We start from the raw sequence: 25,215 nt of genomic DNA, 5'->3' as shown, positions 1-25,215 counted from the left end.
GTGAGCAACCCGTTGATCGCGGAGACGAAGGACTCGACCAAGGCGTATTCGGGCATCACGCTGCTCGAATCGGGCGAGATGGTGAAGTCCGGCATCGAATCCGGCGACTGGGCGTCGATCGCGATGGGGGCGGTCGGGGTCGCGCTGGACGTGCTGTCGACCGCGATGGACCCGTTCGGGTCGATCCTCGCGGCGGGCGTCGGCTGGCTGATCGAGCACGTCGGGCCGCTGAAGCAGGCGCTGGAGGCGCTGACCGGCAAGGCCGACGAGATCAAGGCGCAGGCCGAGACGTGGCAGAACGTCGCGAAAGAGCTCGAAAGCATCGGCAAGGACCTGACCGCCTGCGTCGAGAAGGACCTGCAGAGCTGGACCGGCGAAGCGGCCGACTCCTACCGCGAGCGGACCAAGGACGTGGCGAACCTGCTCGGTGCCGCGCAGAAGGGCACCGAGGGCGCGGCGTCCGGGGTGAAGACCGCGGGCGAGGTCGTCGCGGCCGTGCGGATGCTGGTGCGCGACATCATCGCGCAGCTCGTCGGACACCTGATCAGCTGGGCGTTGCAAGTGCTGTTCACCGCCGGGATCGGGATGGCGTGGGTGCTGCCGCAGGTGGTCGGCGCCGTCGCGAAGACCGCCGCGCAGCTGGCCAAGATCACCAAGCAGCTGGTCGCCGCGCTCAAGGCGCTGATGCCGTTGCTGAAGAAGGCGGGCGTCCTGTTCGAGGACGCGGCGAAGGCGTTGAAGGGCATCAAGGGCGGCAAGCCCAAGCCGTCGGGCGCGCCGAAGAACATCGAGACGAAGCCGAAGTCAGAGCCTAAGCCGGAGCACGGCGGGGACTCGACCACCGCCTCCGGAGATCATTCCGGTCCGCCGAAGGACGAGACCAAACCGCAGGGCGACCATTCCCAGCCGCCGAAGGACGAAACGAAACCGCAGGGCAACCACTCCGAGGAGCCGCCGCCGTCGGACCGGAGCGGCAACCCGGGCGAGACCGTTAAGACCCCGCCGAAGGACGACCCGAAAGCGGGCGACACCCGGGGCGGCAAGGACGAGTGCAAGACCGCCGGGGACCCGGTCGACGTCGTGCGCGGCTCCGTCCTGATCGCGGACGTCGACCTCGAACTGCCGAGCCCGCTCGTGCTCGACCGGCTGCACGTCTCGTCCTACCGGTCCGGCCGCTGGTTCGGCCCGAGCTGGACGTCGACGGTGGACCAGCGGCTCGAAGCCGACTCCGAATTTATCCGATTCTACGCGGCGGACGGCCGGATCCTGGTGTACGCACGCACCGGAGGGCTGCCGTTGGAAGGCCCGCGCCGCCCGCTGACCGCGACCGACGACGGCGGATACTTGCTGGCAGATCCGGTCAACGGCACGGAATTGCGCTTCGGCCCCGGTCGCGGCGGCGTCTTCCCGCTGCTGGCCGCGACCGACGCCGCGGGCGACCGGATGGACGTCGAGTACGACGAAAGCGGCGCTCCCCGGCTGATCCGCCACTCCGCGGGCTACCGCGTGGCACTCGACGCCGAGGCAGGCCGCGTCACCGCGATCCGGGTGCTCGGCGAGGGCAAGGAACCGGTGCTGGTCCGCACTTTCGGCTACGACGAACGGGGAAGGCTGGTCCGGGTCTTCAATTCCTCCGGCCTGGCAACGCAATACGACTACGACGCCGACGGCCGGATCACCGGCTGGCAGGATCGCAACGGCATCTGGTACCGCTACATCTACGACGCCGACGGCCGCTGCGTCCGCACAGTCGGCGACCGGGGCGTGTACGACGGCGAGTTCGCCTACGACCGCGAGCAGCGGATCACCCGCTACACCAACGCTTTGGGCCACGTCACGGAGTTCCACTTCAACGAAACCTCGCAGCCGACCAAGGAAGTCAGCCCGCTCGGCGCGGCCACAGTGTCCACATGGGACCGTTACGACCGGTTGCTGTCGCGCACCGATCCGCTCGGCCGCACCACCGGGTTCGAGTACACCGCCGAGGGCTTGCTGACCGCGGTCGTCCGTCCGGACGGCAGCCGCGCGCAGGTCAGCTCCGCGCCGGACGGCACGCTGACCGTCACCGTCGAGACCGCCGAACGCACCTGGCGGCGCGCCTATCCGCCGGGCACCGCGCCGGATCTGTTCACCGCGCAGGCCGGGATCGCCGCGACCGAGTTCGCCCAGGACCGCCAGCTGACCGGGGGAGAGCCGCCGCGCGGCGAGCCCGACCCGGTGGAGCGCGACCAGTTCGGCCGCCCGCGCGTGGTGGCCGACGGCACCCGGTTCGGCTGGACGGTCGACGGGAGCCAGGCCAGCCGGACCGGCCCGTCCGGGCGGCACGAGGAATGGCGTTACGACGCCGAGGGAAACCTCGTGGAACGCACGGACGCCCGTTTCGAATACGGCCCGTTCGACCTGCCGGTCGCTAAGATCGACGCCACCGGCGCCCGCACTTCGTACGAGTACGACACCGAACTGCGGCTCGTCCGGATCACCGATCCGGCGGGCCTGACCTGGAACTACACCTACGACGCCGACAACAGGCTCATCGCGGAAAGCGACTTCGACGGCCGCGAGCGGCAGTTCGCCTACGACGCGGCGGGCCAGCTCGTGCGGTCGGTCGACGGGCTGGGCGCGGTCACTGAATACCGCTACGACGCGCTCGGCAACGTGATCGAGCGTCGCACGGACAGCGGGACCATCAGCTACGAGTACGACCCCGTCGGCTTCCTCGCGCGCGCCACCGAGGGTTCCTGCGTGCTGGAGATCGAGCGCGACGAAGACGGCCGCGTAGTCCGGGAATCGGTCGACGGCCGCGCGGTCTCGTACGTCCACGATCCTTCGGGAATGCGCCGCACCACCCCGTCCGGCTCGGTCAGCAAGTGGAGCTTCGACGACGCTGGGAAGGCAGTCGCGCTGTCGACCGCCGGACACGAAGTGCTTTTCCGCCACGACGAAGCGGGCCACGAGGTCGAACGCGTCCTGGGCGGAAATACCGTGCTGGCACAGGCTTTCGACGCCGAGCACCAGCTGGTCGCGCAAACTTTGGCCGCGGGCAACCAGATCCGGCAGCGGCGCGAGTACCACTACCGCCCGGACGGCCACCTGATCGGGGTGGACGACACCCTGTCCGGCTCCACGCGATACCAGCTCGACGCCGTCGGCCGCGTCACCGCGGTGTCCCGGCGGGACGGCCAAGAGACCTACCGCTACGACCCGTCCGGCAACATCCGGCATGCGCAACTCCCGTTCGCCGAAGCGGATTCCGGTTCGCGCGGCTACACCGGAAACCGGCTCGCCGCGGCCGGCTCGGTGCGGTATGTCCACGATGGACAGGGGCGCCTCGTCGCCCGCCACGAGAACTCGCGCACCTGGACCTACCGCTGGGACGCGCAGGATCGGTTGCTGGCCGTGGAAACCCCGGACGGCGTGGAATGGCGCTACCGCTACGACCCGCTGGGCCGTCGCATCGCCAAACAACGCTGGCTGCCCGGCGCGGAAACCCCGGCCGAGGAGACGCTGTTCTCGTGGAGCGGCCAGCTCCTGGTCGAACAGGAACACCGGCTGGCCGGGTCCGCCCCGCTCACGCTGACGTGGGACCACCTGCCCGGCACCGTGCGCCCGGTGACGCAGACCGAGTTGCTGGGCCGCAGCGCCCGGTTCTTCTCGTTCGTCACCGACCCGGTCGGCACGCCGGTGGGTCTGGTGGACGCCTACGGCACCGTCGCCTGGCGCGCGTCCGGTTCGCTGTGGGGCCGCACCCGCCCGGGCGCCACGCCGCTGCGGTTCCCCGGCCAGTACGCGGACGACGAGACCGGCTTGCACTACAACGTTTTCCGCTACTACGACCCCGGCACCGGCCGCTACCTGAGCCAGGACCCGCTCGGCCTCGCCCCGGCCCCGAATCCGGCCGCCTACGTGCCCAACCCGCTCGCCGACGCCGACCCGCTGGGCCTTGGCAACTGCCTGGGCAGGCAGAAATCCGGCCCGAACGACGACGCACGCCCGAACGAAACCCCGGGCGGCGGCAACAACGCCGGACACGTGCAGGACACCAATCCGTCGTCCGCGCCGCCGCGCGAACCCACTCCGCCGCCGCGCGAGCCGACGCCTCCGCCCCGGGAACCGACCCCGCCGCCGCGCACGTTCGAGGAGAAGGTCGCCAAATACCGGGAAGAAATCGGCCTGAGCCCGGACAACAACGTGAAGATCCTCAAGCTCCCGGACGACGCCAAGCTGAACACCCGGCTGGGAGACCTGCCGGAGGGCTCGACGCACAAGCTCCGGCCGGGGGAAGAGGACCAGCTCGTCGGCGAGGCCATGGGCATGCCCCGGAACGAGCTGCTGGCGGATCCCGAGTTCGGCGGTTACGGGGCGAACCAGTACCTCAAGGACCTCCAGGGCGGTGGCGGCTACGCGCACTCCAACAACCTGGTCGCGGTCAAGCACAACGCCTCGGACGCGGAAATCTTCCACGAACTGGGCCATTCCAAACAGAACGAGAACGGATTCAACGCGGGCGGCGGGGGCAACACCAACCGGGTCGTTCTCGAGTACCACAACATCCTGCACAACGAGAGCAAATGGGGCGGAGGCGGCGGCCCGGTGCGCACCCACTACGAGATCGACCAGGTCCCCGTCGGCGAACGGAACCGCACCTGGGCGGACGTGGAGAACCACGTGGCGAACCGCCCCGCCGGCGACCCGCTGCGGACCCAGACCGACAACGCGATGAAAGAGATCGACCAGGTGCTGCGGGAGAACCCGCGTTTTCAGCCGCACGCGGACGAAATCAGGAACAACATGGCCAACGAGTACTTCAAGCACCTGCCCATGGACGGGTGACCGGGGCGGCGGCCGGTGCCGCCCCGGCCTCGGTGAAGTCGTTGGCCAGCACGGTGAATTTCTTGATCGACTCCGCGTGCGAGACCTGTTTGTTCGCTTCGTCGACCGCCGCCTGGATTTCCGCGCGCAGGTCGGACACCGTCGCCGAGCGGGCGGAGCAAGCAGCGGAGTGACGGACGAAAACGGGCCCGCGCCGGATATCGGTGCGGGCCCGTTTTCGCAGGGTTGGGCTACTTTCGGTACAGCGCCTCGATGTCGGACGCGTAGTTCTTGTTCACCACATTGCGCTTCAACTTCAAACTGGGCGTGATCTCGCCACCAGCCTCGGTGAAGTCGTTCGCCAGCACGATGAACTTCTTGATCGACTCCGCGTGCGAGACCTGCTTGTTCGCCTCGTCGACCGCTGCCTGGATTTCCGCGCGCAGGTCCGCGTCCTCGGCCAGCTCGGACACCGTCGCCTCGGCGGGCTTGCCGTGCTGGGACTTCCACGCCGGGAAGTACTCCTCGTCAACAGTCACCAGCGCGGCGATGAACGGCCGCTGATCGCCGACCACCATCACCTGGCTCACCAGCGGCGCGGCCTTGATGGTGTCCTCGAGACCGGACGGGGCGACGTTCTTGCCGCCCGCCGTCACGATGATCTCCTTCTTGCGGCCGGTGATCTTGAGGAAGCCTTCCGCGTCCAGTTCGCCGAGGTCGCCGGTGTGGAACCAGCCGTCGGTGAGGGCTTCCGCGCTCGCCTCCGGGTTGTTGTAGTACCGGCCGAACACGACGTCGCCCTTCAGCAGGACCTCGCCGTCCTCCGCGATGCGCACCGAGGTGCCCGCGACCGGGCGCCCGACGGTGCCGACGCGGAACGCCGCGCTGGTGTTCACGTTCGCCGCGGCGGACGTCTCGGTGAGGCCGTAGCCCTCGAACACCGGCACGCCGATGCCGCGGAAGAAGTGCGCCAGCCGCGCGCCCAGCGGGGCCCCGCCGGACACCGCGGCGATGCAGCGGCCGCCCAGCGCGGCGCGGAGCTTGCCGTACACCAGCTTGTCGAAGACCAGGTGCTTCGCGCGCAGGCCGAGCCCGGCGCCGCCCTTTTCCTGCGCTTCGCTGTACGCGACCGCGGTGGCCTCGGCGGCGTCGAAGATCTTGCCCTTGCCGTCGGCGTGCGCCTTCTGCTTGGCGGTGTTGTAGACCTTCTCGAACACGCGCGGCACGGCGACCACGAACGTCGGCCGGAAGGTGCCGAGGTCCGGGACCAGGTTCTTGACGTCCGGCGTGTGGCCGAGCGTGACCCGGGCGGTGAGCGCGGTGATGGCGATCGCGCGGGCGAGGATGTGCGCCAGCGGCAGGAAGCACAGCAGCGAGTTGCCCTGCTCCATCAGCTCCGGGAACGCCTCGATGTCCGCGCGGATCTCGGCCAGCAGGTTCCGGTGGGTCAGCTCGACGCCCTTGGGCCGCCCGGTGGTGCCCGAGGTGTAGACGATCGTGGCCGTCTCGTTCGCGGTGACGCTGCGACGGCGGGTGTGCAGGTCCTCGTCGGAGACCTCGGCGCCCAGCGCGGTCAGCTCGTCGACCGCGGGGGAGTCGCCCTCGATCTGCCAGGTGTGCTCGAGCGTGCTGAGCCGCCCGCCGATCTCGTCGATCGCCTTCCGGTGCGCGCCGGTCTCCACGACGACGGCCTTGGCGGCCGAGTCGGACAGGATCCAGTACACCTGTTCGGGCGACGAGGTCTCGTAGATCGGAACCGTGACCGCGCCCGCGGCCCAGATCGCGAAGTCGACGAGCGTCCACTCGTAGCGGGTCTTCGACATCAGCGCGACGCGGTCGCCGTGCCCGACGCCCGCCGCGATCAGGCCCTTGGCCACGGCCGCGACCTGGTCGGCGAAATCCTTCGCGGTCACGTCGAGCCAGGTGCCCTCGACCTGCCGCCGGAAGCTGACCACGTCGGAGAACCGCTCCGCGTTCGCCCAGACGACATCGGCCAGATTCTCGTCGTCGGTCACCGGCTTCCCGGCGGGGGCGCTGTATTCGCGCACTCGGACCTCCGTGTTCGACGCGTGCGGTTACCCGCCAGTCAACTTAGCGTGCCGTAGACCTTAAGACCATGCTGGCACGGGGCGCGCGGCGAGGTCGTGACATCGTGTCCGGGTGCACGCACCGCCAGCTCTCGATCTCGTCGACGAGACCTTCATCGTCGTGCCCCCGTCCACCGTCGCGGCGGCCTTCGCCGACCCGCGTTCGTGGCGGCGGTACTGGCCCGACCTGGAGTTGCAGGTCTACACCGACCGGGGGGACAAGGGCCTGCGCTGGACCGTCACGGGCGCCTTGATCGGTACCATGGAGGTCTGGCTGGAACCTGTTCTCGACGGCACCGTGCTGCATTACTTCCTCCGGGCCACGCCGGCCGGTCCCGGCGGCGTCCCGCGCGAGCTCAGCCCGCGCGAACTGCGCCGCGAGTTCGACCGGCGGGCGCGCGCGGCGAAGGACGTGGCGCTGAGCCTGAAGGAGATCCTCGAGGACGGGCGCGAGCCGGGGGTTCCGCCCCGGACCGTCGAGTAGGAGGCTCTTGTGCGGGTTCACGTCGTTTCGGACGTGCACGGCAACGCCGACGCGCTGAAGCGGGCGGGGGACGGGGCGGACGCGCTGGTCGTGCTCGGCGACCTGCTCGACTTCGTCGACTACCACGACCACGACAAAGGCATCATGGGCGTGCTGTTCGGCGCGGAGAAAGTCGGCGAGTTCGCCCGCCTGCGCCGCGAAGGCACCAGGGACGAGACGGTCGCCTACTCGCGCACGCTGTGGGCCACCCTGGACGACCCGGCCGCCGCGGTCGACGAAGCGGTCCGGGAGCAGTACTCCACGATGTTCGCTTCGATGACCGCGCCGACGTACGCGATCCCGGGCAATGTCGACGCGCCGTCAGCGTGGCCGGAGTTCGCCAGCGAGGGCGTGCACCTGGTCGACGGCGAGGTCGTCACCATCGGCGGCCTGCGGTTCGGCTTCGCCGGCGGCGCGGTGCTGCCCGACGGCGTGCTCCCGCGTCCGCGCAAGGGCGCGGCGTGGCGGCCGTACCTGCGGGCGCGCGAGGAGTTCGACGCGGCGGTCTCGCTGCTGGATCAGGTCGACGTCCTGTGCACGCACATCCCGCCCGCGGTGCCCGAATTGACCTACGACGTGGTCGCGCGACGCGCCGAACTCGGTTCGAAGGCCCTGCTGGACCTGATCCGGCGGCAGCGTCCGCGCTGGTCGGTATTCGGGCACGTGCACCAGCCGCTGGCCGTGCGGCGCCGGGTCGGGCACACCGAATGCCGTAACGTAGGTCACTTCAAGGAGACCGGGCAGCCGTACGTGCTGCGCTGGTGACTGTGCTGTCCGGCTACGCTTCGTCCCATGGCCGAGCAGTCCACGCAGTCCATCGAGGTCGACGCCGAGCCCGCGCGGGTGATGTCGGTGATCTCCGATTTCCCCGCGTACCCGGAGTGGGCCAAGGCGGTCCGCGAGACCGAGGTGCTCGCGACCGACGACGCGGGCCGTGCGAAGCAGGTGAAGCTCACCCTCGACGCCGGGCCGATCAAGGACGTGTACACGCTCGAGTACGACTGGGACGATTCCGGTCTCGGCGTCAGCTGGCACCTGGTCAAGGGCCAGATGCAGAAGGCGCAGAACGGCCGGTACGCGCTCGAACCGCTCGGCGGCGGGCGCACCCGCGTCACCTACACGCTGTCCGTTGAGCTGGCGCTCCCGATGATCGGGCTGCTGCGGCGCAAGGCGGAGAAGATGGTCATGGACACCGCGCTCAAGGAGCTCAAGCGCAGGGCCGAGGGCTAAATGCGCATCCTGCTGTTCACCGGCAAGGGGGGTGTCGGGAAAACGACGCTCGCCGCGGCTACCGCTGCCGCGCTCGCCGGCCGCGGCAGGAAGACGCTCGTCGTGTCCACCGATCCGGCGCATTCGCTCGGCGACGCGTTCGGCACGCCGCTTGCCGCCGAACCCTCCGAAGTGGACATCCGCCGGGACGGCACGCCAGCCGGTCTGTGGGCGGCGCAGGTGGACTCGCGGGCGTTGGCCGATCGCACGTGGCACGAGCTGCGCGGCGAACTGCGGAAAGTGCTGGCCGGAGCCGGTCTGGACATCCTGGACGCGGAAGAGCTGACCGTGCTGCCCGGCGTCGACGAGTTGCTCGCGCTGAGCGAGGTGCGTCGGCTGGCGTCGCAGGGTCCGTGGGACACCGTGGTGGTCGACTGTGGTCCGACCGCTGAGACGCTGCGCTTGCTTTCGCTGCCGGAAGCCGTGTCGGGTTACTTGGGCCGGGTTTTCGGCAACCGGCGCGTCGCGGCGTCGGTCCGGCAGCTCGGCGCACATCTGGACGCGCTGCGCGAACTGCTCACCGACCCGCGCGTGACGACCGTGCGGCTGGTGCTCACGCCGGAACGAGTGGTGGTCGCCGAGGCACGGCGGACGCTCACGTCGCTGGCGTTGCGCGGCATCGCGGTCGACGGCCTGATCGCCAACCGGCTGATGCCCGCGCCCGGTTTCTGGCGCGGTTCGGCCGCGAAATGGCTGCGCACCCGGCGGGATCAGCAGGACGCGGTTCTGACGGAACTCGCGAAGGCCGGTTTCGGTCCCGGCGAGCTGGCCCGCGTCGAACACCGGGCGAGCGAACCGGTGGGCGCGGAGGCGCTCGCCGAGCTGGCCCGCGAGCTGTACGGCAGCCGGGATCCGTTGTCCGGCAACGGAAAACCGGTCACGCCGCTGCTGTCGGTCGCTGCTGATGGAGACGGCTTCCGGCTGCGGGTCGCGCTCCCGCTGGACCGGGATTCGGCGGTCGACCTCGCCCGCGTGGACGACGACCTGGCGATCACCGTGGACGGGTTCCGCCGGCTGGTCGCCCTGCCCGAGACGCTGCGCCCGTGCCGGATCACCGGCGCGGAATCCGACGCCGACGGCCTGGTGGTCAGCCTGGCCGGGAACCGGGGATCCGGGTGAGCGAAGAACACGAGGGGTCTTACGCGGACGGCCTGAAGCTGGCCGAGGAGATCCGGCTGCTGGTCGAGATGGTGATCGAACGCGCCGCGCCGTGGCTCGAAGGTGTGATGGCCGCCGGGCACGGCGCCCCGGAGGAACCCGGCGCCGAGGGTGGCACCGGTGTGGAGGACAGCACTTCGGGATGCGGATGGTGCCCGCTGTGTGCGATCGTCGCCGTCGTGCGCGGCGAGCGGCCGGAGTTCGTGGCCAGGGTCCTCGAACAGGCCGCTCAGCTCGTCGCGCTGCTGCGGGCGGTGCTCGCGGACCGCTGGGAGCCGGACGAGGGCGTGCACATGCCCGGGTTCCGGCCCGCCGCGCATCCGCCCGCGACCGCGGCAGCGTCGTCTTCGGAATCGTCGTCGCGGGTCCAGCACATCGTCGTCCGCAAGCGCGCGGACTGGCAGCCGGATCGGGAGAACTGATTGCTGACCGTAGGGGTGGACGTCGGCGGCACCAGCGTGCGAGCCGGCGTCGTGGACGAGCGCGGCTCGCTTCTCGACACGGCGCGCGTCGGGACGCCGAGCGAGGAGAACGCGCTCGAAGACGCCATCGCCGGGGTCGTCGAAAGCCTGCGCAACCGCCACGACGTCGCCGCGGTCGGCCTGGCGGTCGCCGGTTTCGTGACCCGCGACCGGCGCTCGGTGATGTTCGCGCCGCACCTGGCCTGGCGCAACGCCCCGGTGGCGGACCGGATCGCGAAACGCGTCGGCCTGTCGGTGACCCTGGAGCATGACGTCAACTCCGCGGTAGTCGCCGAACACCGCTTCGGCGCCGCCCGCGGGGCCGGGGTTGCCGCTTTGGTCGCCCTGGGCACCGGAATCGGCGCGGGCTTACTGCTGGACGGCGAGATCTACCGCGGCGCACACGGAGTGGCCCCGGAACTCGGCCACCTCACCGTGGTGCGCGACGGCCGCGCTTGCCCGTGTGGAAAGTACGGCTGCTGGGAGCGCTACTGCAGCGGAACCGCGCTGGCCGCGACCGCCGTCGAACTGCTCGCCCGGTACCCCGGCCGTTCCACCGTGCTGTCCCGGGAAATCGCCGGAGACCCCGGTTCGGTCACCGGCCGCCGAGTAGCCCGCGCAGCCCGCGACGGCGACCCGATCGCCTTGCGCGCCATGGCGGAGCTGGCCAAGTGGCTAGGCGAGGGACTGGCTTTGGTGGCGGACGTCTTCGACCCGGAGATCATCGTCATCGGGGGCGGGGTTTCGGAGTCCGCGCCGTTGTTTCTGGACGAGGCCAGGGAGCATTACTCCGGGGCGATTACGGGTGCGCGGCACCGCCCGCTGGCTCGGATCCGGACTGCGCACCTGGGGGACGACACGGCGATCGTGGGGGCGGCTGCGTTGGCGATGGACACGTTGTAGGGCTTGCTGGCGCTGATTCCGGTTCTTGTTCTCGCTGGGCTGCTGTTCTTGCCGGAGTGGTGGGCGGCGTTGGTGATGGCTGTGTTGCCGGGTTTGCTGGTTCCCGTTGGCAGGGGGCGTCGCACCGGCGGTGCGCGATCCCGCTGGGCGGTTGTGGCTGGGCGTTGGCGGTGTCCGCGTTGTGGCGGTTGATTCCGGTTTTCGCTGGGCCGGTTGGTGGGCTGCTGTTCTTGCCGGAGTGGTAGCAGGTGGGCGGCGTTGGTGATGGCTGTGTTGCCGGGTTTGCTGGTTCCCGTTGGCAGGGATCGCGCACCGGCGGTGCGCGACTCCCGCCGGGCGGTCGTGGGCCGGGCGTCGGCGTTGGCTGCTGATTCCGGTTCGGTCCGGATTCGCCGCGCACGAGGTTCGTAACCTGCCGCTGTCGCCGGAGCGATCCTCGGGTTTTGACCGGCATAGGCACTCGCGCGGTTCTGTGGAAGGCTGGGCCGGGTGACGCCGATGACCGCCAACCGCTTTGTGCGGTGTTCTTGCGGCAGGCAGCACTGGGGCGCGTTCGGTGCGGCCGGGTTGTTGTTGTGCGATCCCCGCCGGGGCGTGTTGTTGCAGCGCCGTGCGTGGTGGGTGCACAACGGCGGCACGTGGGCCTTGCCCGGCGGTGCGCTCGAAGTCGGCGAGACCGTGCACGAGGCCGCTGCTCGGGAAGCGTGGGAAGAAGCCGCCATTCCGGCGTCGGCGTTTCGCGCGATGTCGGCGTCGGTGCTGGATCACGGCGAGTGGCAGTACACGACCGTGCTCGGGCTGGCTGACAGTGCGTTGCAAGCGCAGGTCGCGAACGAGGAAAGCGCCGAGATGCGCTGGGTCCCGCCGGACGAGGTGGCCGCGCTCGACCTTCACCGTGATTTCGCCGCCGCCTGGCCGATGCTGCGCGAGCAACTGGGCCGGGAACTGGTCCTGGTGGTCGACGCGGCGAACGTGATGGGCTCCCGTCCGGACGGCTGGTGGCGCGACCGCCGCGGCGCCGCGGAACGGCTCCGCGACCAGCTGACCGGCCCGGCCGAACGCGGACTGCGCGACGACGTGGCCGGCATCGGCGCGGGCCCGGCGTGGTCCTGGTGGCCCCGGGTGGTGCTGGTGGTCGAGGGCAAGGCCAGGGGAGTGGAGCCGATCCCGGGCGTCGAGGTCGTCTCGGCGGACGCCGACGGCGATTCGAAGATCGTCGAGGTGACTGCCGCCGCCCGGCAACGTCTGGAGGATCACGTCGTGGTCGTGACGGCCGACCGCGAACTGCGCGGCCGGGTCGGCGATCTCGGCGCGCGGGTGCTCGGGCCGGGAACCTTGTTGCGGGAGCTCAGCAGCTAGGCGCTCGTCACGGTCTTGGCGCGCCGTCGGGGCGTAGGTGGCCGGGAATCTCCTTACTGGGGTTGGGCAGTCGCGGTTTCGCTGCTACTGGGCGAGGATTTCGCGGGCGGCGGTGACCGCGAGTTGCGCGGTGGGGTAGGCGGCCTCGGTGCGCGGGTGCGCGGGTGCGCGGGTGCGCGGGTGCGCGGGTGCGCGGGTGCGCGGGTGCGCGGGTGCGCGGGTGCGCGGGACAAAACCTCGCTGCCGGAGTTAGACCGACCAGGCAAGCCGCGCGATCTTGCCGCTCCAGCTCTTGCCCGCAGAGCGTGCGGTGCCTCACTGAGCCGAGCCCACGCCCACCTCACCCAGCCCAGGTCGGCGTGGAGCAACCGGCCTAGGCGATCAGCCGTCACACAGTCTTCACCGCCCCTGCATCGACAAGATGGTCCGTCCCGGTGATGCTCGCGGCCAGCGGCGATGCGAGATACGTGATCAGCGTGGCCACCTCCTCCGGTTCGACAAACCGGCCCGTCAGCATCCCCGCACCCGCCGGAACCGCGGCCAGCAAATCCCCATGCGGCATCCCCATCGACGAAGCCAGCTCGGCGCCGTAGCTGTCTGGGCCTTCCCACAGTGCGGTACGAACCGGCCCGGGGGAGACCGTATTTACCCGTACGCCCTGTGGCCCGAACTCCTCCGCCAGTGCCTTCCCGAACGCCGTCAGCGCGGCTTTCGCGGTGGTGTAAGCGATCGGGCCCGAATGCGGGATCCGCGCACCATTCGACGAGACCGTGACGATCGCGCCCCGCCGTTCGATCAGGTGCGGCAGGGCAGCGCGAGAAGCCCGTACCGCGGCAAGGAAATTCAGCTCCACCATGTCTGTCCACTGTTGATCGGTGAGCGACAAGAAACCGCCAGCTTGGCCCTCGCTGCTGTCGCCGCCGCCGACGTTGTTCACCAGGACGTCCAATCCGCCTAGCTCAGCCACGGCCTGGTCGATCAGCCGTCCGGGGCCGTCTGGAGCGGACAGGTCCACGGACATCGGCACCGCGCCGGTTTCCTTCAGTTCCGGCGTGATCGTCCGGGCCGCGGCCACCACTCGCATCCCTTCGCCGATCAGCGCGGAAACCGTGGCCAGGCCGATTCCGCGGCTCGCTCCGGTGACCACTGCGGTCTTGCCGGTCAACTGCATGTCCATTCGAAAGCCCCCAAGGCGTGTCAGGTCCGATGCATCTAAGCTAGCAGTTGCAACACAAGTGTCGCAACTATGATGAGAGTGGCAACCATGGCGTAAACTGGGCAGCATGGAGAAACGGGCCCTGCGCGCGGACTCGGAACGGACGGCTCAGGCGATCCTCGAGGCCGCCGAACGGGTGCTCAGCGACAACCCGGCGGCGACGATGGAGCAGATCGCGGAGGCGGCGGGCGTCTCGCGGACGACCGTGCACCGCCGGTTCGCCAGCCGCGACGCGCTGGTGGACGCGATGACTCTGTGGGCGACGCAGCAGTTCCACGACGCGCTCGCCAGCGTCCGGCCGGACGTCACGCCGCCGCTGGTCGCGCTTTACCAGGTGACCGCGAAGGTGCTGAGCGTCAAGCTCCGGTGGGGGTTCGCGATGAACGCGCACCCGCAGGAAGAAGGCGTCCTGACCCCGGACGTCGTCGCCCAGTGCGACGTCTTCTTCCAGCGCCTGGAGGAAACCGGCACGCTGCGGCCCGGCGTCGACCTGGTCTGGGCGCGCCGCGTGTACTGCGCGCTCATCCACGAAGCAGCGCAGGACCAAGACTCCGCCGATCCGGACACGCTGGCGACCCGCGTCGTCGACACCGTGCTCGGCGGCTTCGGCAAGCCAGGGGTGACGGTGGGCTAGGGAAGCCCGTCCCCGGCAAGCTCCGCGACGATCTTCGCGATCCGCCGCTCCCGGGTCTCCGCGCGCTTGGCGGAAGTAACAGCTTCGGCGCGTTCCCGTTGGGCGGTAAAGGAAAGCTTGTCGAACGCGGCCCGCGCGCCCTTCCGGTCAGCCAGTGCGGCAGCGAGATCGTCCGGCATCTCCACCGTCCGCTCGGCAAGATCGGCTTCGAGCGTGACCTCGACCGTCTCCCCGGCCGCGACCCCCGCCGCCTCCCGGTTCGCCGCGCTGAGCGGCAGCATGAACTCGCCGGAGTAGACCGCGACCGTGCTGCGGTAGGTGTGCGGGCCGATCCTCACCCGCACCTTCGGCCGCCGTCCCTGGCCGAGCGCCTCGACGACCTCGGCCGGGACCCGGAAACCGGTGGCGGTCTTGCCGTTGAGCTCGACGAGCGTGCTGAACGTATGCGACATCGCTGCCTCCCAGACCAGCTAAGCGTGCGGAACGCCGTCGCGCATCTCGGTGACCAGCGCGGCGACCACGGCCTTCAAAGATCCGTTGTACTGCTTAGCGACCGCCCGCTGCCGCTGATAGCTCGCGCCCACCCGGAGAATGTTCTCGACGTCGCGCAGCTCGCGGACGCAGTCCAGCCGTCGCGCGACCGGTTCCAGCCGGTCCAGCAGCTCGGCGAGATCTTCGGTGACGAGGCGTTCGCGGCCGGCGGCGTCGAGGATGACGATCGCGTCGAGGCCGTAGCGCGCGGCGCGCCACTTGTTCTCCTGCACGTGCCACGGCGGCAGCACCGGCAGCGTTTCGCCCTTGTCGAGGCGGGCGCTGAAGTCGTCCACCAGGCACTGGGTGAGCGCCGAAATCGCGCCGACCTCCTGCAGCGTCGGCAGTCCGTCGCACACGCGCATCTCGATGGTGCCGAAGTGCGGGGCCGGGCGGATGTCCCAGCGGATCTCGGAAAAGTGGTCGATCACGCCGGTGGTGAACATGTCCTCGACGTAGCCCTCCAGCTCCGCCCATTCGCGGAACTGGAACGGCAGCCCGGCGGTCGGCAGCTGCTGGAACATCAGCGCCCGGTTCGAGGCGTACCCGGTGTCCTCTCCGGACCAGTACGGCGACGACGCGGACAGCGCCTGCAGGTGCGGCGCGTAGCGCAGGAGCCCGTCGAGCACCGGCAGCACCTTGTCCCGGTGGTCGAGCCCGACGTGGACGTGCACGCCGTAGATCAGCATCTGCCTGCCCCACCACTGGGTGCGGTCGATGAGCTTGGCGTAGCGCTCCTTGTCGGTCACCTTCTGCCGGTACCACGAGGAAAACGGGTGCGATCCGGCGGAGAACAGCTCGACGCCCAGCGGGTCGGCGACCCGGTGCACCTCGTCCAGCGCCTCGTCGAGGTCCTTTTTCACCTCGCCGACCGTGCGGCAGACGCCGCTGACCACCTCGATCGTGTTGAGCAGCAGCTCCTGTTTGATCCGGGGATGCTCGGCCTCCCCCTCCGGGCAGACCGCGGCGAGCAGTTCCTCCGCGACCGACCGCAGTTCGCCGCTGCGCCGGTCCACCAGCGCGAGTTCCCATTCCGCGCCGACCGTGGAACGCCGCGACGCCTGGAAGTCGATCCGCATGCCCGTCCGGTCAGACCTGGGCGCCGTTGCTGGGGTCCGCGCCGGGCGGCGGGCCCTGGCGCACGCGCAGCAGGAGCAGCGCGATGCCGGTGGCGAGCGAGAGGATGCCGAGCGGCGTGGCGAGCGCGGGCCCGACCCCGATCAGGTTCGGCACGATCAGCAGCAGGAGCCCGACGACGAAGAACAGCAGCACGATGAACGCGCCCTTGCGCCAGCGCGGCAGCGGCGGCGGCTCCGGCGGCACGTAGTGCTCGTCGTCCTCGGCCGGGTCGCCGGAGAACATGGTGGTGTCCCAGTCGCTGCCGCCGGTGCGCCAGCCGTCCGACGACGACGCGGGCGCGGGCGGAGCGGGCGGGTCCGCGGTGGGCTTCGGCTTGGCCTTGCCCGTTTCGGGTTCGGCTCCGGCGGAGGCCTCGGGTTCGGCGGACGCGGGGCCGGCGCTGGAGAACGGGTCCTCGTCCAGGAACACGCCCACGCCCTCGGCCCGCAGGTCGGCCACGATCTCGGCGAACGTGGCGTCGACGTCCTCGGGTCCGTCCGCGCCTTTCCCCCGGTTCATCCGGCACCCACCTGTCCCGCCCGCGGTTGCCGGGCGAAGTCGACACTGCGGCTGAAGATCAGTTCCGCGTCGTGGTCCTGCGTCGCGACGTGGAAGCTGTTCTCCAGCACCACCTCGGTCACGTCCGTGCTCGAGATGCCGTCCAGAACGATCTGCGAGTTCTCGGGTTCGACGACGTGGTCGACCCGCGAGTGCAGCAGCAGCACCGGCTGCGTCACCTTCGCCAGGTCGGCGCGCACGATCTTCCACAGCCGGGCGAGGCTCGCCGCGGCCCGCACCGGCGTGCGGGGGTAGGCCAGCTCGACCTCGCCGGGCTTCGCGATGTCGTTGCCGATCGCGCGGATCGACGGGACCACCCGCGACAGCAGCGGCAGCACCTTGGCGTCCAGGCTCAGCCGCGTGACCGACGGGTTGACCAGCACGATGCCGGAGATGTCCGGGCCGAATTCCTCGGCGAGGCGAAGGGTGAGCGTCCCGCCCATCGACATCCCGCCGACGAACACCTGGTCGCATTCCGCGCGCAGCGCCAGCAGCGCCTCGCGGACCGTGGCGTACCAGTCCTGCCAGGTCGTCCGATTGAGGTCGCGCCAGTGCGTGCCGTGGCCGGGCAGCAGCGGGCAGCGCACCGCGAAGCCCTCGGCGGCCAAGTGCTCGCCCCAGGCGCGCATGCCGTCGGGCGTCGCGGTGAATCCGTGGCAGAGCAGGAAGCCGGCCCCGGAGGTACCCGGGTGGGAGAACGGTTCCGCGCCGGCGAGCACGCCCATCACGAACGCCCTTCCGAATCGAAGCGGTGGAGTCTTCCCATGCTCTCACGCCGAAGCCGGGTTGTGGGGCCCACTCCGGAAGCGAGGATCCTTCCGGTCCCGCTGTGAGATCGGTCGCTGCCCCCGGGTGACCGCCCGCTGGCGCGTTGTGCGGGCCGGTGCTTGTTCCGTACCCTGACCTGCCGGGGCCCGCGCGGGCAGGAAAGGACTGGAACCCGGTGCTGTACTTGCTGATGAAGTGGGTTTTCATCGGGCCGCTGCTGAAGACGCTGTGGCCCACCAAGGTCGTCGGCGCCGAAAACATCCCCGAGACGGGTGGCGCCATCCTCGCCGGGAACCACCTCGCGGTCGCGGATTCGTTCTTCATGCCGCTGCGGGTCAAGCGCAAGGTCACCTTCCCGGCGAAGTCGGAGTACTTCACCGAGCCCGGGTTCAAGGGCCTGCTCAAGAAGTGGTTCTTCACCGGCGTCGGCCAGTTCCCCATCGACCGCTCCGGCGGCAACGCCGCGCAGGCCGCGCTCGACACCGCGATCCGGCTGGTCAAGGACGGGCACCTGCTCGGCATCTACCCCGAGGGCACCCGCTCCCCGGACGGCCGGCTGTACAAGGGCAAGACCGGCGTCGCCCGGATCGCGCTCGAATCGCGCGGCGTGGTGATCCCGGTGGCGATGGTCGGCACGGACAAGGTCAACCCGATCGGCTCCAAGATGTGGTGGCCGCGGCGGCTCGAGATCCGCTTCGGCAAGCCGCTCGACTTCTCCCGCTACGAGGGCCTGTCGGGCGACCGGTTCATCGAACGGTCGATCACCGACGAGATCATGTACGCGCTGATGGAGCTGTCCGGCCAGGAGTACGTGGACATTTACGCGGCGAAGGCCAAGGAGCTGCTGGCAGCCGAGGCCGCCGGTGTCAAGCCCGCGGTGCCGCCTCAGCCGAGTGGTCTTGACGCCGATCGGGTGCCGGAGACGAAGGCCGGGTAGCGCCCCACTAGAGTTCCCCGGTGCGTTTTTTCTACGACACCGAGTTTATTGAGGACGGCGTGACGATTGACCTGGTGTCGATCGGTGTCGTTGACGAGCGCGGACGCGAGTTCTATGCCGTGTCCACTGATTTCGACCCTGGCAGGGCCGGGGCTTGGGTGCGGGAGAATGTGCTGCCCAAGCTGCCCTCGCCGGCGGATCCGGCTTGGCGCAGCCGCGAGCGGATTCGGGCGGATCTGCTGGAGTTCTTCGGGAAGCCGCCTGGGGGGATCGAGCTCTGGGCTTGGTTCGCTGCTTATGACCATGTGGCGTTGGCGCAGTTGTGGGGGCCGATGCCTGCGTTGCCTCGGCAGTTGCCTCGGTTCACCCGGGATTTGCGGCAGCGGTGGGAGGATGCGGGGAAGCCTAAGTTGCCTGCTGCGCCTGGGGATCAGCATGACGCGTTGGCTGATGCTCGGCATAACTTGCAGCGGTGGGGGGTTATTGAGGAGGCGTTCCGGAGGCGGTGAATCTGCTGCTCTTCGGCTCGTCGCCTGGCGGCGACATTGCCTTGGTGGTTGCGTGGGGCACCCCGAAGCGTGATTGTGCTGACGGTCTGGGGTGCTTGTCAAGGCGGGAAAGATGCCTTGACAAGCACCCCCAGACCGCAGGGACGCTTCGTATCGGGGTGCGGGGGAGGGGCTGGGTGCCTCGATCGTTGGGTGTGTCGGCTGCGGTCGGTGGGTGGGGCTAGCGCCCCAATGTGGCATTGGGTGCGTGCGATGCACCCAATGTGGCGTTCGGTGCGTCAGATGCACCCAATGCCACATTGGGGCGCTGCGGACGGGCTCGGCGAGTGAGGGTCAGCGGCGGCGGGTGCGGACGGCGGTTGCCAGGGTGTCCAGCAGGTCTTCCGTCGTGTTCCAGTCCATGCAGGCGTCGGTGATGGACTGGCCGTAGGTCAGCTCGCTCGCTTGGCCCAGCACCAGGTCTTGGCGTCCGGCGACCAGATTGCTTTCCAGCATCAGGCCCGCGATTCCGCGTTCGCCGGCGGAGATCCGGGCGGCCAGGTCGCGGACGACCTCGGACTGGCGGACGTGGTCCTTGTTGCTGTTGCCGTGGCTCGCGTCGATCACCAGGCGTTCCGGCAGGCCCGATTTCGCCAGGCGGGCGAGGGTTTCCTCCACGGTGGCCGGGTCGTAGTTCGGGCCCGCGGAGCTGCCGCGCAGGATTACGTGGCAGTCCGGGTTTCCGGAGGTCGTCACCAGGGCGGCCAGGCCGTCCACGTTGATGCCGGGGAAAACGTGGGACGCCGCGGCGGCGCGGGTCGCGTCCACGGCTACCTGGATGTCGCCTTCCGTCGAGTTCTTGATGCCGACCGGCATGGAGAGGGCGCTGCACAGTTGCCGGTGGACCTGGCTGGCCGCGGTGCGGGCGCCGATCGAGCCCCAGGTGACGATGTCGGCGATGAACTGCGGGGTGATCGGGTCCAGGAATTCGCAGCCGACCGGGAGGCCCAGTTCGGAGACGTCCAGGAGGAGTTTCCGGGCCAGGTGCAGGCCCTTGTTGACGGAGAAGGTGCCGTCCAGGTCCGGGTCGTTGATCAGGCCCTTCCAGCCCAGAGTGGTGCGCGGCTTTTCGAAGTACACCCGCATCACGATGTGCAGGTCTTCGCGCAGCGACTCAGCCTTGGCGGCCAGGCGGCGGGCGTAGTCGAGGGCGGCTTCGGGGTCGTGGACCGAGCACGGGCCGACGATCACCGCGAGGCGGTCGTCGCGGCCGTCGAGGATGTCGACGGTTTCCGTCCGGCCGTTTTGCACGACTTTCGCGACGGCGGCGTCCACGGGATGGTCTTCGCGCAATAACGCGGGCGAGATGAGGGGACTGACCGACGTGGTGCGGCGGTTGTCCAGGGTGCTCGCGTCGGCGGGGGCGGCGACGAGGGGGGTGTTCATGTGCGGGTGGTCCTTCCTGGTGGACACCGACCCGCGGGAGAATCGCCGAGCCGGTTCTGAATCCGGCTCGGGGTGGAGGTCAGCGCAGGTTCACGCCGCCGTGCCCACCCGGGGCCGGCTTCGTAAACCAGAAATAGCGCTGCACAGCCCCAAGGTAACACACCGCCAGACGGCCCCGGCCTGGACCGGATTGGGCAGGTGGTCCGCCCTGCACCGATCCAGATGAAAGCCGCTACGCTGTCCGCGGACTGTGACTGCACTCTCCCTGCGAGGAAAGACGGAGGCAACAGATGCGTGTCGGTGTGCTGACGGGGGGCGGCGACTGCCCCGGCCTGAACGCGGTCATCCGCGCGGTGGTCCGCAAGGGCGTCGAAGTGCACGGCTGGGAGTTCGTCGGCTTCCGCAACGGCTGGCAGGGCCCGCTGACCGGCGACAGCCGGCCGCTCGGCCTCGCCGACGTCGAGGACATCCTCACCCGCGGGGGCACCATCCTGCGGTCGTCGCGGACGAACCCGTACAAGGTCGACGGCGGCGTCGACAAGATCCGCAAGGTGCTCGCCGACCAGGGCGTGGACGCGCTGGTCGCGATCGGCGGCGAGGACACCCTCGGCGTCGCCAAGCGGCTGACCGACGACGGCATCGGCGTCGTCGGCGTGCCCAAGACGATCGACAACGACCTCGGGGCCACCGACTACACGTTCGGTTTCGACACCGCGGTCTCCATCGCCACCGAGGCGATCGACCGGCTGCACACCACGGCCGAATCGCACCACCGCGCGCTCGTCATCGAGGTCATGGGACGGCACGCGGGCTGGATCGCGCTGCACTCCGGCCTCGCCGGCGGCGCGAGCGTGATCCTGGTGCCGGAGCGGCAGTTCTCCGTCGACCAGGTCGTGCAGTGGGTCGAGCAGCGCTTCGAGAAGGAGTACGCGCCGATCATCGTCGTGGCCGAGGGCGCATTGCCCGAGGGCGGCGAGGAAAAGCTGCTGACCGGAGAGAAGGACGCCTTCGGGCACGTCCGGCTCGGCGGCATCGGCAACTGGCTCGCCGACGAGATCACCGAGCGCACCGGCAAGGAATCGCGCGCGGTCGTGCTCGGCCACGTCCAGCGCGGCGGCACCCCGACCGCGTACGACCGGGTCCTCGCGACCCGCTTCGGCCTGCACGCGGTGGACGCGGTCGCCGACGGCGACTTCGGCGTGATGGTGGCGCTCAAGGGCACCGACATCGTCCGCGTGAAGCTGTCCGAGGCGACCGCCGAACTGAAGACCGTTCCGCTGGAGCGTTACCAGGAGGCCGAAGTCTTCTTCGGCTGAGCCACGGGTAGGGGCAACCCCACCACGGTGCCGGGGGCGTGCGGTATTCCGCGCGCCCCCGGCTTTTTTCTACCCTCGGCTCGTGCGAATCTTCCTGGCGGGCTTGACGATGCTCTCGGCCACCGTGGTGCCGAACTCCACTGTGGACGGTGTGTGGCGGACGGACGGGTACGGGCAATTGGTCCAAGTGTCCGGCGGCAAACTGACGACCTACGACGTCACCAAGGTCAGCTGCTTGCCCGGCTCTCTTTCCGGAACTGGCGACGGCACAAGGTTTTCTGCCAACGAGGGATCCGTCGTCACCATCCGCGCGGGCAGGATGAGTTTCGACGACAACCTGGGTGTGCGGTCGTTGCGGCGTGTTCCCGGTGGATTGCCGACCGAATGCCAGCGCCCGGCTGCCGACGTGTTCGACGTCTTCTGGCATACCTTTGCCGAGAATTACCCGTTTTTCCCAGCGAAAGGCGTCGACTGGAAGTCCGAAGGAGACGCTGCCCGCCGCGAGATCACCGCGCACCCGGAACGGCTCTTCGACGTCCTATGTGGACTAATCCGTCCGTTGCACGACGCTCATGTCGGCCTGCTCGCGGGAGATCAGCATTGCTCTTCGCCCCGGCCCGGCACCCCGGATCTGAAAACGACCGGCCCGCGTGCGATGGCCGTCGCCGATGCCCAACTTCGGCCGCCGATCTACCGCTGGGCCGGCGGAGCCATCGCCTACGCCGATCTGCCAGAGGGTCGCGGTTACCTGCGGATCAGCAGTTTCCACGACTACGCCGACACTTTCGCCGCGAGCAGCAAAGTCCTGGCGACAGCGCTGGACGAGATCTTCACTGCCGACCGGGTGCACCACCTCCGCGGCCTGATCCTCGACCTGCGCGTCAACGGTGGCGGGGACGATCCGCTCGGCTTGCAGGTCGCCGCGCGGCTGACCGACACACCGCACTTCGCCTACGCCAAACGCGCCCGCAACGATCCGGACAATCCGGCGCAGTTCACCGCGGCGCAACCGTTCTTCGTGCAGCCCGCTGCGGCACCGCGCTACACCGGTCCGTTGACGGTGCTCACCGGCAGCCTCGACGTCTCAGCGGGGGAGACCTTCCTGCAAGCACTGCTGAACCGGCATCCGCGGCCAGTCCTGATCGGACAGTCCACTCAGGGTGCCTTCTCGGACATGCTGGAGCGCACGCTGCCGAAGCAAGGCTGGAAGGTGGCACTGCCGAACGAGGAGTACCTCGACCCGCACGGCCGCACCTACGACGGCACCGGCATCAGTCCGGATATCGAGGTCCCGGTTTTCGCCCCGGACGACCTCGCCGCCGGGCGGGATCCGGCGCTGGCCGCCGCCCGCCGGTAAGGTGAGCGCATGGGGTCGGTCAAGCAGTTCCAGGTCACTTTCGATTGCGCGGAACCCGTGCGGGTCGCCCGCTTCTGGTGCGAGGTGCTGGGATACGTCGCGCCGCCACCGCCGGAAGGGTTCGCCGGCTGGGCCGAGTTCGACCGCACCCAGCCGCCCGAGGAGCAGGGCTCGTGGGCGGCCTGCGTCGATCCGAACGGGGTCGGGCCGCGGCTGTACTTCCAGCGCGTGCCCGAAGGCCGCGTGGTGAAGAACCGCGTGCACCTCGACGTGCGCGTGGGCACTGGCTTGGTGGGCGAGGAGCGGCTGGCGGCCCTGAAGGCCGAGGCCGACCGGCTGGTGGCGCTGGGCGCGTCCATCGTGCAGGTGCTGGAGTCGGACGGCGTGAACGAGTCCTGCATCCCGATGCAGGACGTCGAGGGCAACGAGTTCTGCGTGGACTGAGAAAAGCCGCCGTGCCGCGGGGCACGCGGCACGGCGACGGTCAGATTCTCAGGAGACGGAAACGTTGGCCGGAGCGGTGAACGAGCCGCCCGACACCTGGTAGATCTGCGACACGGTGAGGCTGCCGCCCGCCGGGATGGTGTCCTGGCCGGTGATCACGACGTGCCCGGTCGATCCGGACGCGGTGCCCGGGTTCGTGTTCGACAGCGACTCGTTCGACGCCAGGTCGAACGACAGCGTCCAGCCGTTCGCCGCCGACGCGCCGCCGTTGGTGATCGTGAAGTGCGCGAAGGCGCCGAACCCGTAGTCGTAGTCGGTGGTGAACTTCGCGGTCAGCTTGCCCACCGGGGCCGTCGTGACGGTCCAGGTGAACGGAGCCTGCGCGGTCGCCCCGGCGGAATCGGTGGCCGTCACGGTGACCTTGCTGGTGCCCTCGGCGCTCGGCGTGCCGGTGATGGAGCCGGTTTTGCCGTCGATGGACAGCCCGGCCGGGAGCCCGTCCGCCGAGTACGTGTAGGGCGAGGTGCCGCCGGAAGCGGTGACCTTCAGCGAAACCGCCTTGCCCACCACGCTGTTCTGGTTGCCCGGGTTGCTGACGCTCAGCTTGCCGTTGGTGCCGCCGCCCGGGGTGAGGCCGTTGACGCCGTGCGGGGTGCCGAGGCCGGTCGGGCCGTCCCAGCCGGTGCCCGCGTTGCAGATGACGGTCCCGCAGCTGCCGTTGCTGCCCGAGGTGACGTCGTTGAAGTCGCCGGTGTGCGCGTACGGGTAGGTCGCGGCGTTGTCGCCGTCCTTCGGCGCGCCCGCGAGCGCCCAGATGCCGGCGACAATCGGGGTGGCGAGGCTGGTGCCGCCGTACTGCGACTGCTGGCCGTTGACGTAGATCGTGATGCCGCTGTTGGGATCCGCGTCGGCTGAAATGTCCGAAGTGGCCCGATTGTCGCACGCGGTGCTGATCCCGTTCTGGAACGCGGGCTTGCTGAACTTGCTCGAACAGCCGCTGCCCGTCTTGTTCCAGGCGGTTTCGGTGTAGCCGCCGCCGGACGCGGTCAGCGTGGTGCCGCCGACCGCCACCACCTCGGGCGAGGTGGCCGGGTATTCGGCCTGCGCGCCGCTTTCGCTGCCCCAGTCGCCGGTGGCGCCGAGGATGGCGACGCCAGGGTGGTTGTAGTGCTGCTCGGCGTCCGACGGGATCGCGCTTTCGTGGTCGGCGTAGCTGTTGGACACGATCTTCGCGCCGAGCCGGACCGCGCTGTCGACGGCCGCGGCGAGGTCGCTGTCCTCGTTGCTGTTGCCTTCCACCAGCAGGATTTTGCAGTCCGGGCAGAGCGCGCTGACCGCGTCGACGTCGATGGCCATCTCGGTCGCCCAGCCCGAGTCGGTCTTGGACGGAAGCGTGCTCGTGCCGTCCTGGCCGACCACGGTCAGGCAGCCGTTCGCCTTGGTGCAGGAGCCGAGGTTCCAGTGCGACCGGTAGTCGTTCAGGTCCTTCTCGATGCCGGGGTCGTCGAAGGCGTCGACAATCGCGACGGTGGTCCCGCCGCTCTTCAATCCGGCAACGCCGTAGGCCTTCTGCAGATCGGTCGGGCTCATCGCGCTGGCCGGACGGGCACCGGAGGAAACCAGTTGCACCGCCTGGCATTTCGCGTAGCCCTCAGGTGCGTTGGCGCACGACGCCGGGCTCAGCTGCGGGCTGGCGTCGGCGGCCGGGGTGAACGTCGCCGCCACCCCCGCCCCCAGCGCGAGCGCCGCACCGGCGGCGGCCAGCCGTCTCAAGGTCGTTCCTGCACGCATCATCGCGTCCTTCCTGGTACGCCGCTGCCCGGAAGACGGGC

At 69.7% G+C, this 25,215-nt stretch carries 23 protein-coding genes; 14 read left to right on the top strand and 9 right to left on the bottom strand.

All coding sequences use genetic code 11. The features are described from left to right. Complete coding sequence (locus tag AB5I40_RS14620) at positions 1–4,830, top strand: RHS repeat-associated core domain-containing protein (RefSeq protein WP_370939030.1); 4,830 nt, start codon at positions 1–3, stop codon at positions 4,828–4,830. Here AB5I40_RS14620 and AB5I40_RS14615 read toward each other — a convergent pair. Together AB5I40_RS14615 and AB5I40_RS14610 are read right to left on the bottom strand one after the other, a co-directional pair. Further along, complete coding sequence (locus tag AB5I40_RS14615) at positions 4,805–4,969, bottom strand: hypothetical protein (RefSeq protein WP_370940740.1); 165 nt, start codon at positions 4,967–4,969, stop codon at positions 4,805–4,807. The genes AB5I40_RS14620 and AB5I40_RS14615 overlap by 26 nt on opposite strands. A 91-nt stretch (positions 4,970–5,060) precedes the next feature. Continuing rightward, entirely contained in the window at positions 5,061–6,857 is a 1,797-nt protein-coding gene (locus AB5I40_RS14610) for a long-chain fatty acid--CoA ligase (RefSeq protein ID WP_370939029.1), read from the bottom strand. A 112-nt stretch (positions 6,858–6,969) separates the two neighbouring features. On the opposite strand from AB5I40_RS14610, the gene AB5I40_RS14605 reads away from it, so the two are divergent. The 7 genes from AB5I40_RS14605 (at position 6,970) to AB5I40_RS14575 (ending at position 12,569) form a co-directional block, all read left to right on the top strand. Continuing rightward, positions 6,970–7,380 carry a polyketide cyclase / dehydrase and lipid transport gene (locus AB5I40_RS14605; RefSeq protein ID WP_370939027.1) on the top strand — a complete coding sequence of 137 codons (411 nt, stop codon included), beginning with the start codon at positions 6,970–6,972 and terminating at the stop codon, positions 7,378–7,380. 9 nt (positions 7,381–7,389) lie between these two features. Next, positions 7,390–8,184, top strand: coding sequence for a metallophosphoesterase (locus AB5I40_RS14600; protein ID WP_370939026.1), 795 nt, complete (start codon positions 7,390–7,392; stop codon positions 8,182–8,184). A 27-nt stretch (positions 8,185–8,211) separates the two neighbouring features. Next, the gene (locus AB5I40_RS14595; protein WP_037809841.1) at positions 8,212–8,649 is read left to right on the top strand and encodes an SRPBCC family protein; all 438 of its coding nucleotides are present in this window, start codon (positions 8,212–8,214) and stop codon (positions 8,647–8,649) included. Next, positions 8,650–9,807: an ArsA family ATPase gene (locus AB5I40_RS14590; protein ID WP_370939025.1), complete on the top strand. Its 1,158-nt coding sequence runs from the start codon at positions 8,650–8,652 to the stop codon at positions 9,805–9,807. Beyond that, complete coding sequence (locus AB5I40_RS14585) at positions 9,804–10,268, top strand: hypothetical protein (protein WP_370939024.1); 465 nt, start codon at positions 9,804–9,806, stop codon at positions 10,266–10,268. The genes AB5I40_RS14590 and AB5I40_RS14585 overlap by 4 nt, the downstream gene beginning before the upstream one ends. Positions 10,269–10,283: 15 nt before the next feature. After that, positions 10,284–11,210: an ROK family protein gene (locus tag AB5I40_RS14580; RefSeq protein ID WP_354745587.1), complete on the top strand. Its 927-nt coding sequence runs from the start codon at positions 10,284–10,286 to the stop codon at positions 11,208–11,210. A 489-nt stretch (positions 11,211–11,699) separates the two neighbouring features. Beyond that, positions 11,700–12,569, top strand: coding sequence for an NUDIX domain-containing protein (locus AB5I40_RS14575; protein WP_370939023.1), 870 nt, complete (start codon positions 11,700–11,702; stop codon positions 12,567–12,569). Positions 12,570–12,957: 388 nt separating this feature from the next. On the opposite strand, the gene AB5I40_RS14570 is transcribed toward AB5I40_RS14575, so the two are convergent. Then, positions 12,958–13,746, bottom strand: coding sequence for an SDR family oxidoreductase (locus tag AB5I40_RS14570; protein ID WP_370939022.1), 789 nt, complete (start codon positions 13,744–13,746; stop codon positions 12,958–12,960). A gap of 106 nt (positions 13,747–13,852) precedes the next feature. Between AB5I40_RS14570 and AB5I40_RS14565 the strand changes: the two genes are divergently transcribed. Then, a complete protein-coding gene (locus AB5I40_RS14565) occupies positions 13,853–14,419 on the top strand; it encodes a TetR/AcrR family transcriptional regulator (RefSeq protein WP_370939021.1) in 567 nt (188 codons plus the stop codon). Here the strand turns inward: AB5I40_RS14565 and AB5I40_RS14560 are convergent. From AB5I40_RS14560 to AB5I40_RS14545, 4 genes are read right to left on the bottom strand one after another with little or no spacing between them, the layout of a single operon-like run. Beyond that, positions 14,416–14,871, bottom strand: a complete 456-nt coding sequence (locus AB5I40_RS14560) for a YdeI/OmpD-associated family protein (protein ID WP_370939020.1) — start codon at positions 14,869–14,871, stop codon at positions 14,416–14,418. The two genes, AB5I40_RS14565 and AB5I40_RS14560, sit on opposite strands and share 4 nt — an antisense overlap. A gap of 18 nt (positions 14,872–14,889) precedes the next feature. Further along, positions 14,890–16,029 (bottom strand): glutamate--cysteine ligase, encoded by a 1,140-nt coding sequence (locus tag AB5I40_RS14555; protein WP_370939019.1) that lies wholly within the window; start codon positions 16,027–16,029, stop codon positions 14,890–14,892. Positions 16,030–16,039: 10 nt separating this feature from the next. Further along, positions 16,040–16,588 (bottom strand): hypothetical protein, encoded by a 549-nt coding sequence (locus AB5I40_RS14550; RefSeq protein ID WP_370939017.1) that lies wholly within the window; start codon positions 16,586–16,588, stop codon positions 16,040–16,042. After that, entirely contained in the window at positions 16,585–17,352 is a 768-nt protein-coding gene (locus tag AB5I40_RS14545) for an alpha/beta hydrolase (RefSeq protein ID WP_370939016.1), read from the bottom strand. Before AB5I40_RS14545 ends, AB5I40_RS14550 begins: the two co-directional genes overlap by 4 nt. 218 nt (positions 17,353–17,570) lie before the next feature. Between AB5I40_RS14545 and AB5I40_RS14540 the strand changes: the two genes are divergently transcribed. After that, positions 17,571–18,332, top strand: a complete 762-nt coding sequence (locus tag AB5I40_RS14540) for a lysophospholipid acyltransferase family protein (protein WP_370939015.1) — start codon at positions 17,571–17,573, stop codon at positions 18,330–18,332. 20 nt (positions 18,333–18,352) lie between these two features. Next, the gene (locus AB5I40_RS14535) at positions 18,353–18,841 is read left to right on the top strand and encodes a polyadenylate-specific 3'-exoribonuclease AS (protein ID WP_067595152.1); all 489 of its coding nucleotides are present in this window, start codon (positions 18,353–18,355) and stop codon (positions 18,839–18,841) included. A 333-nt stretch (positions 18,842–19,174) separates the two neighbouring features. On the opposite strand, the gene AB5I40_RS14530 is transcribed toward AB5I40_RS14535, so the two are convergent. Beyond that, positions 19,175–20,266 carry a 3-deoxy-7-phosphoheptulonate synthase gene (locus tag AB5I40_RS14530; RefSeq protein WP_370939013.1) on the bottom strand — a complete coding sequence of 364 codons (1,092 nt, stop codon included), beginning with the start codon at positions 20,264–20,266 and terminating at the stop codon, positions 19,175–19,177. 290 nt (positions 20,267–20,556) lie between these two features. Here AB5I40_RS14530 and AB5I40_RS14525 point away from each other — a divergent pair, with 290 nt between their 5' ends. The 3 genes from AB5I40_RS14525 to AB5I40_RS14515 all read left to right on the top strand — a co-directional run bounded on the left by AB5I40_RS14525 (position 20,557) and on the right by AB5I40_RS14515 (position 23,383). Beyond that, positions 20,557–21,582: a 6-phosphofructokinase gene (locus AB5I40_RS14525; protein WP_344267830.1), complete on the top strand. Its 1,026-nt coding sequence runs from the start codon at positions 20,557–20,559 to the stop codon at positions 21,580–21,582. Between the two features lie 82 nt (positions 21,583–21,664). Then, positions 21,665–22,939 (top strand): S41 family peptidase, encoded by a 1,275-nt coding sequence (locus AB5I40_RS14520; RefSeq protein ID WP_370939012.1) that lies wholly within the window; start codon positions 21,665–21,667, stop codon positions 22,937–22,939. A gap of 9 nt (positions 22,940–22,948) precedes the next feature. Continuing rightward, positions 22,949–23,383 (top strand): VOC family protein, encoded by a 435-nt coding sequence (locus AB5I40_RS14515; RefSeq protein WP_370939011.1) that lies wholly within the window; start codon positions 22,949–22,951, stop codon positions 23,381–23,383. Between the two features lie 48 nt (positions 23,384–23,431). Here the strand turns inward: AB5I40_RS14515 and AB5I40_RS14510 are convergent, their stop codons facing one another. Continuing rightward, positions 23,432–25,177, bottom strand: coding sequence for a putative Ig domain-containing protein (locus tag AB5I40_RS14510; protein ID WP_370939010.1), 1,746 nt, complete (start codon positions 25,175–25,177; stop codon positions 23,432–23,434). Positions 25,178–25,215: the final 38 nt, after the last annotated feature.

The sequence above is a fragment of the Amycolatopsis sp. cg13 genome, from assembly GCF_041346965.1.
GTDB lineage: Bacteria > Actinomycetota > Actinomycetes > Mycobacteriales > Pseudonocardiaceae > Amycolatopsis.
The sequence above is the reverse complement of the archived record's forward strand: the minus strand, read 5'-3'. Positions and strand labels throughout refer to the sequence as shown.

Coding starts and splice junctions, on each gene's coding strand:
- AB5I40_RS14545 (WP_370939016.1), bottom strand. CDS start 17,352: ATGGGCGTGCTCGCCGGCGCGGAACCGTTCTCCCACCCGGGTACCTCC.
- AB5I40_RS14510 (WP_370939010.1), bottom strand. CDS start 25,177: ATGATGCGTGCAGGAACGACCTTGAGACGGCTGGCCGCCGCCGGTGCG.
- AB5I40_RS14555 (WP_370939019.1), bottom strand. CDS start 16,029: ATGCGGATCGACTTCCAGGCGTCGCGGCGTTCCACGGTCGGCGCGGAA.
- AB5I40_RS14530 (WP_370939013.1), bottom strand. CDS start 20,266: ATGAACACCCCCCTCGTCGCCGCCCCCGCCGACGCGAGCACCCTGGAC.
- AB5I40_RS14590 (WP_370939025.1), top strand. CDS start 8,650: ATGCGCATCCTGCTGTTCACCGGCAAGGGGGGTGTCGGGAAAACGACG.
- AB5I40_RS14570 (WP_370939022.1), bottom strand. CDS start 13,746: ATGGACATGCAGTTGACCGGCAAGACCGCAGTGGTCACCGGAGCGAGC.
- AB5I40_RS14565 (WP_370939021.1), top strand. CDS start 13,853: ATGGAGAAACGGGCCCTGCGCGCGGACTCGGAACGGACGGCTCAGGCG.
- AB5I40_RS14550 (WP_370939017.1), bottom strand. CDS start 16,588: ATGAACCGGGGGAAAGGCGCGGACGGACCCGAGGACGTCGACGCCACG.
- AB5I40_RS14515 (WP_370939011.1), top strand. CDS start 22,949: ATGGGGTCGGTCAAGCAGTTCCAGGTCACTTTCGATTGCGCGGAACCC.
- AB5I40_RS14525 (WP_344267830.1), top strand. CDS start 20,557: ATGCGTGTCGGTGTGCTGACGGGGGGCGGCGACTGCCCCGGCCTGAAC.
- AB5I40_RS14560 (WP_370939020.1), bottom strand. CDS start 14,871: ATGTCGCATACGTTCAGCACGCTCGTCGAGCTCAACGGCAAGACCGCC.
- AB5I40_RS14595 (WP_037809841.1), top strand. CDS start 8,212: ATGGCCGAGCAGTCCACGCAGTCCATCGAGGTCGACGCCGAGCCCGCG.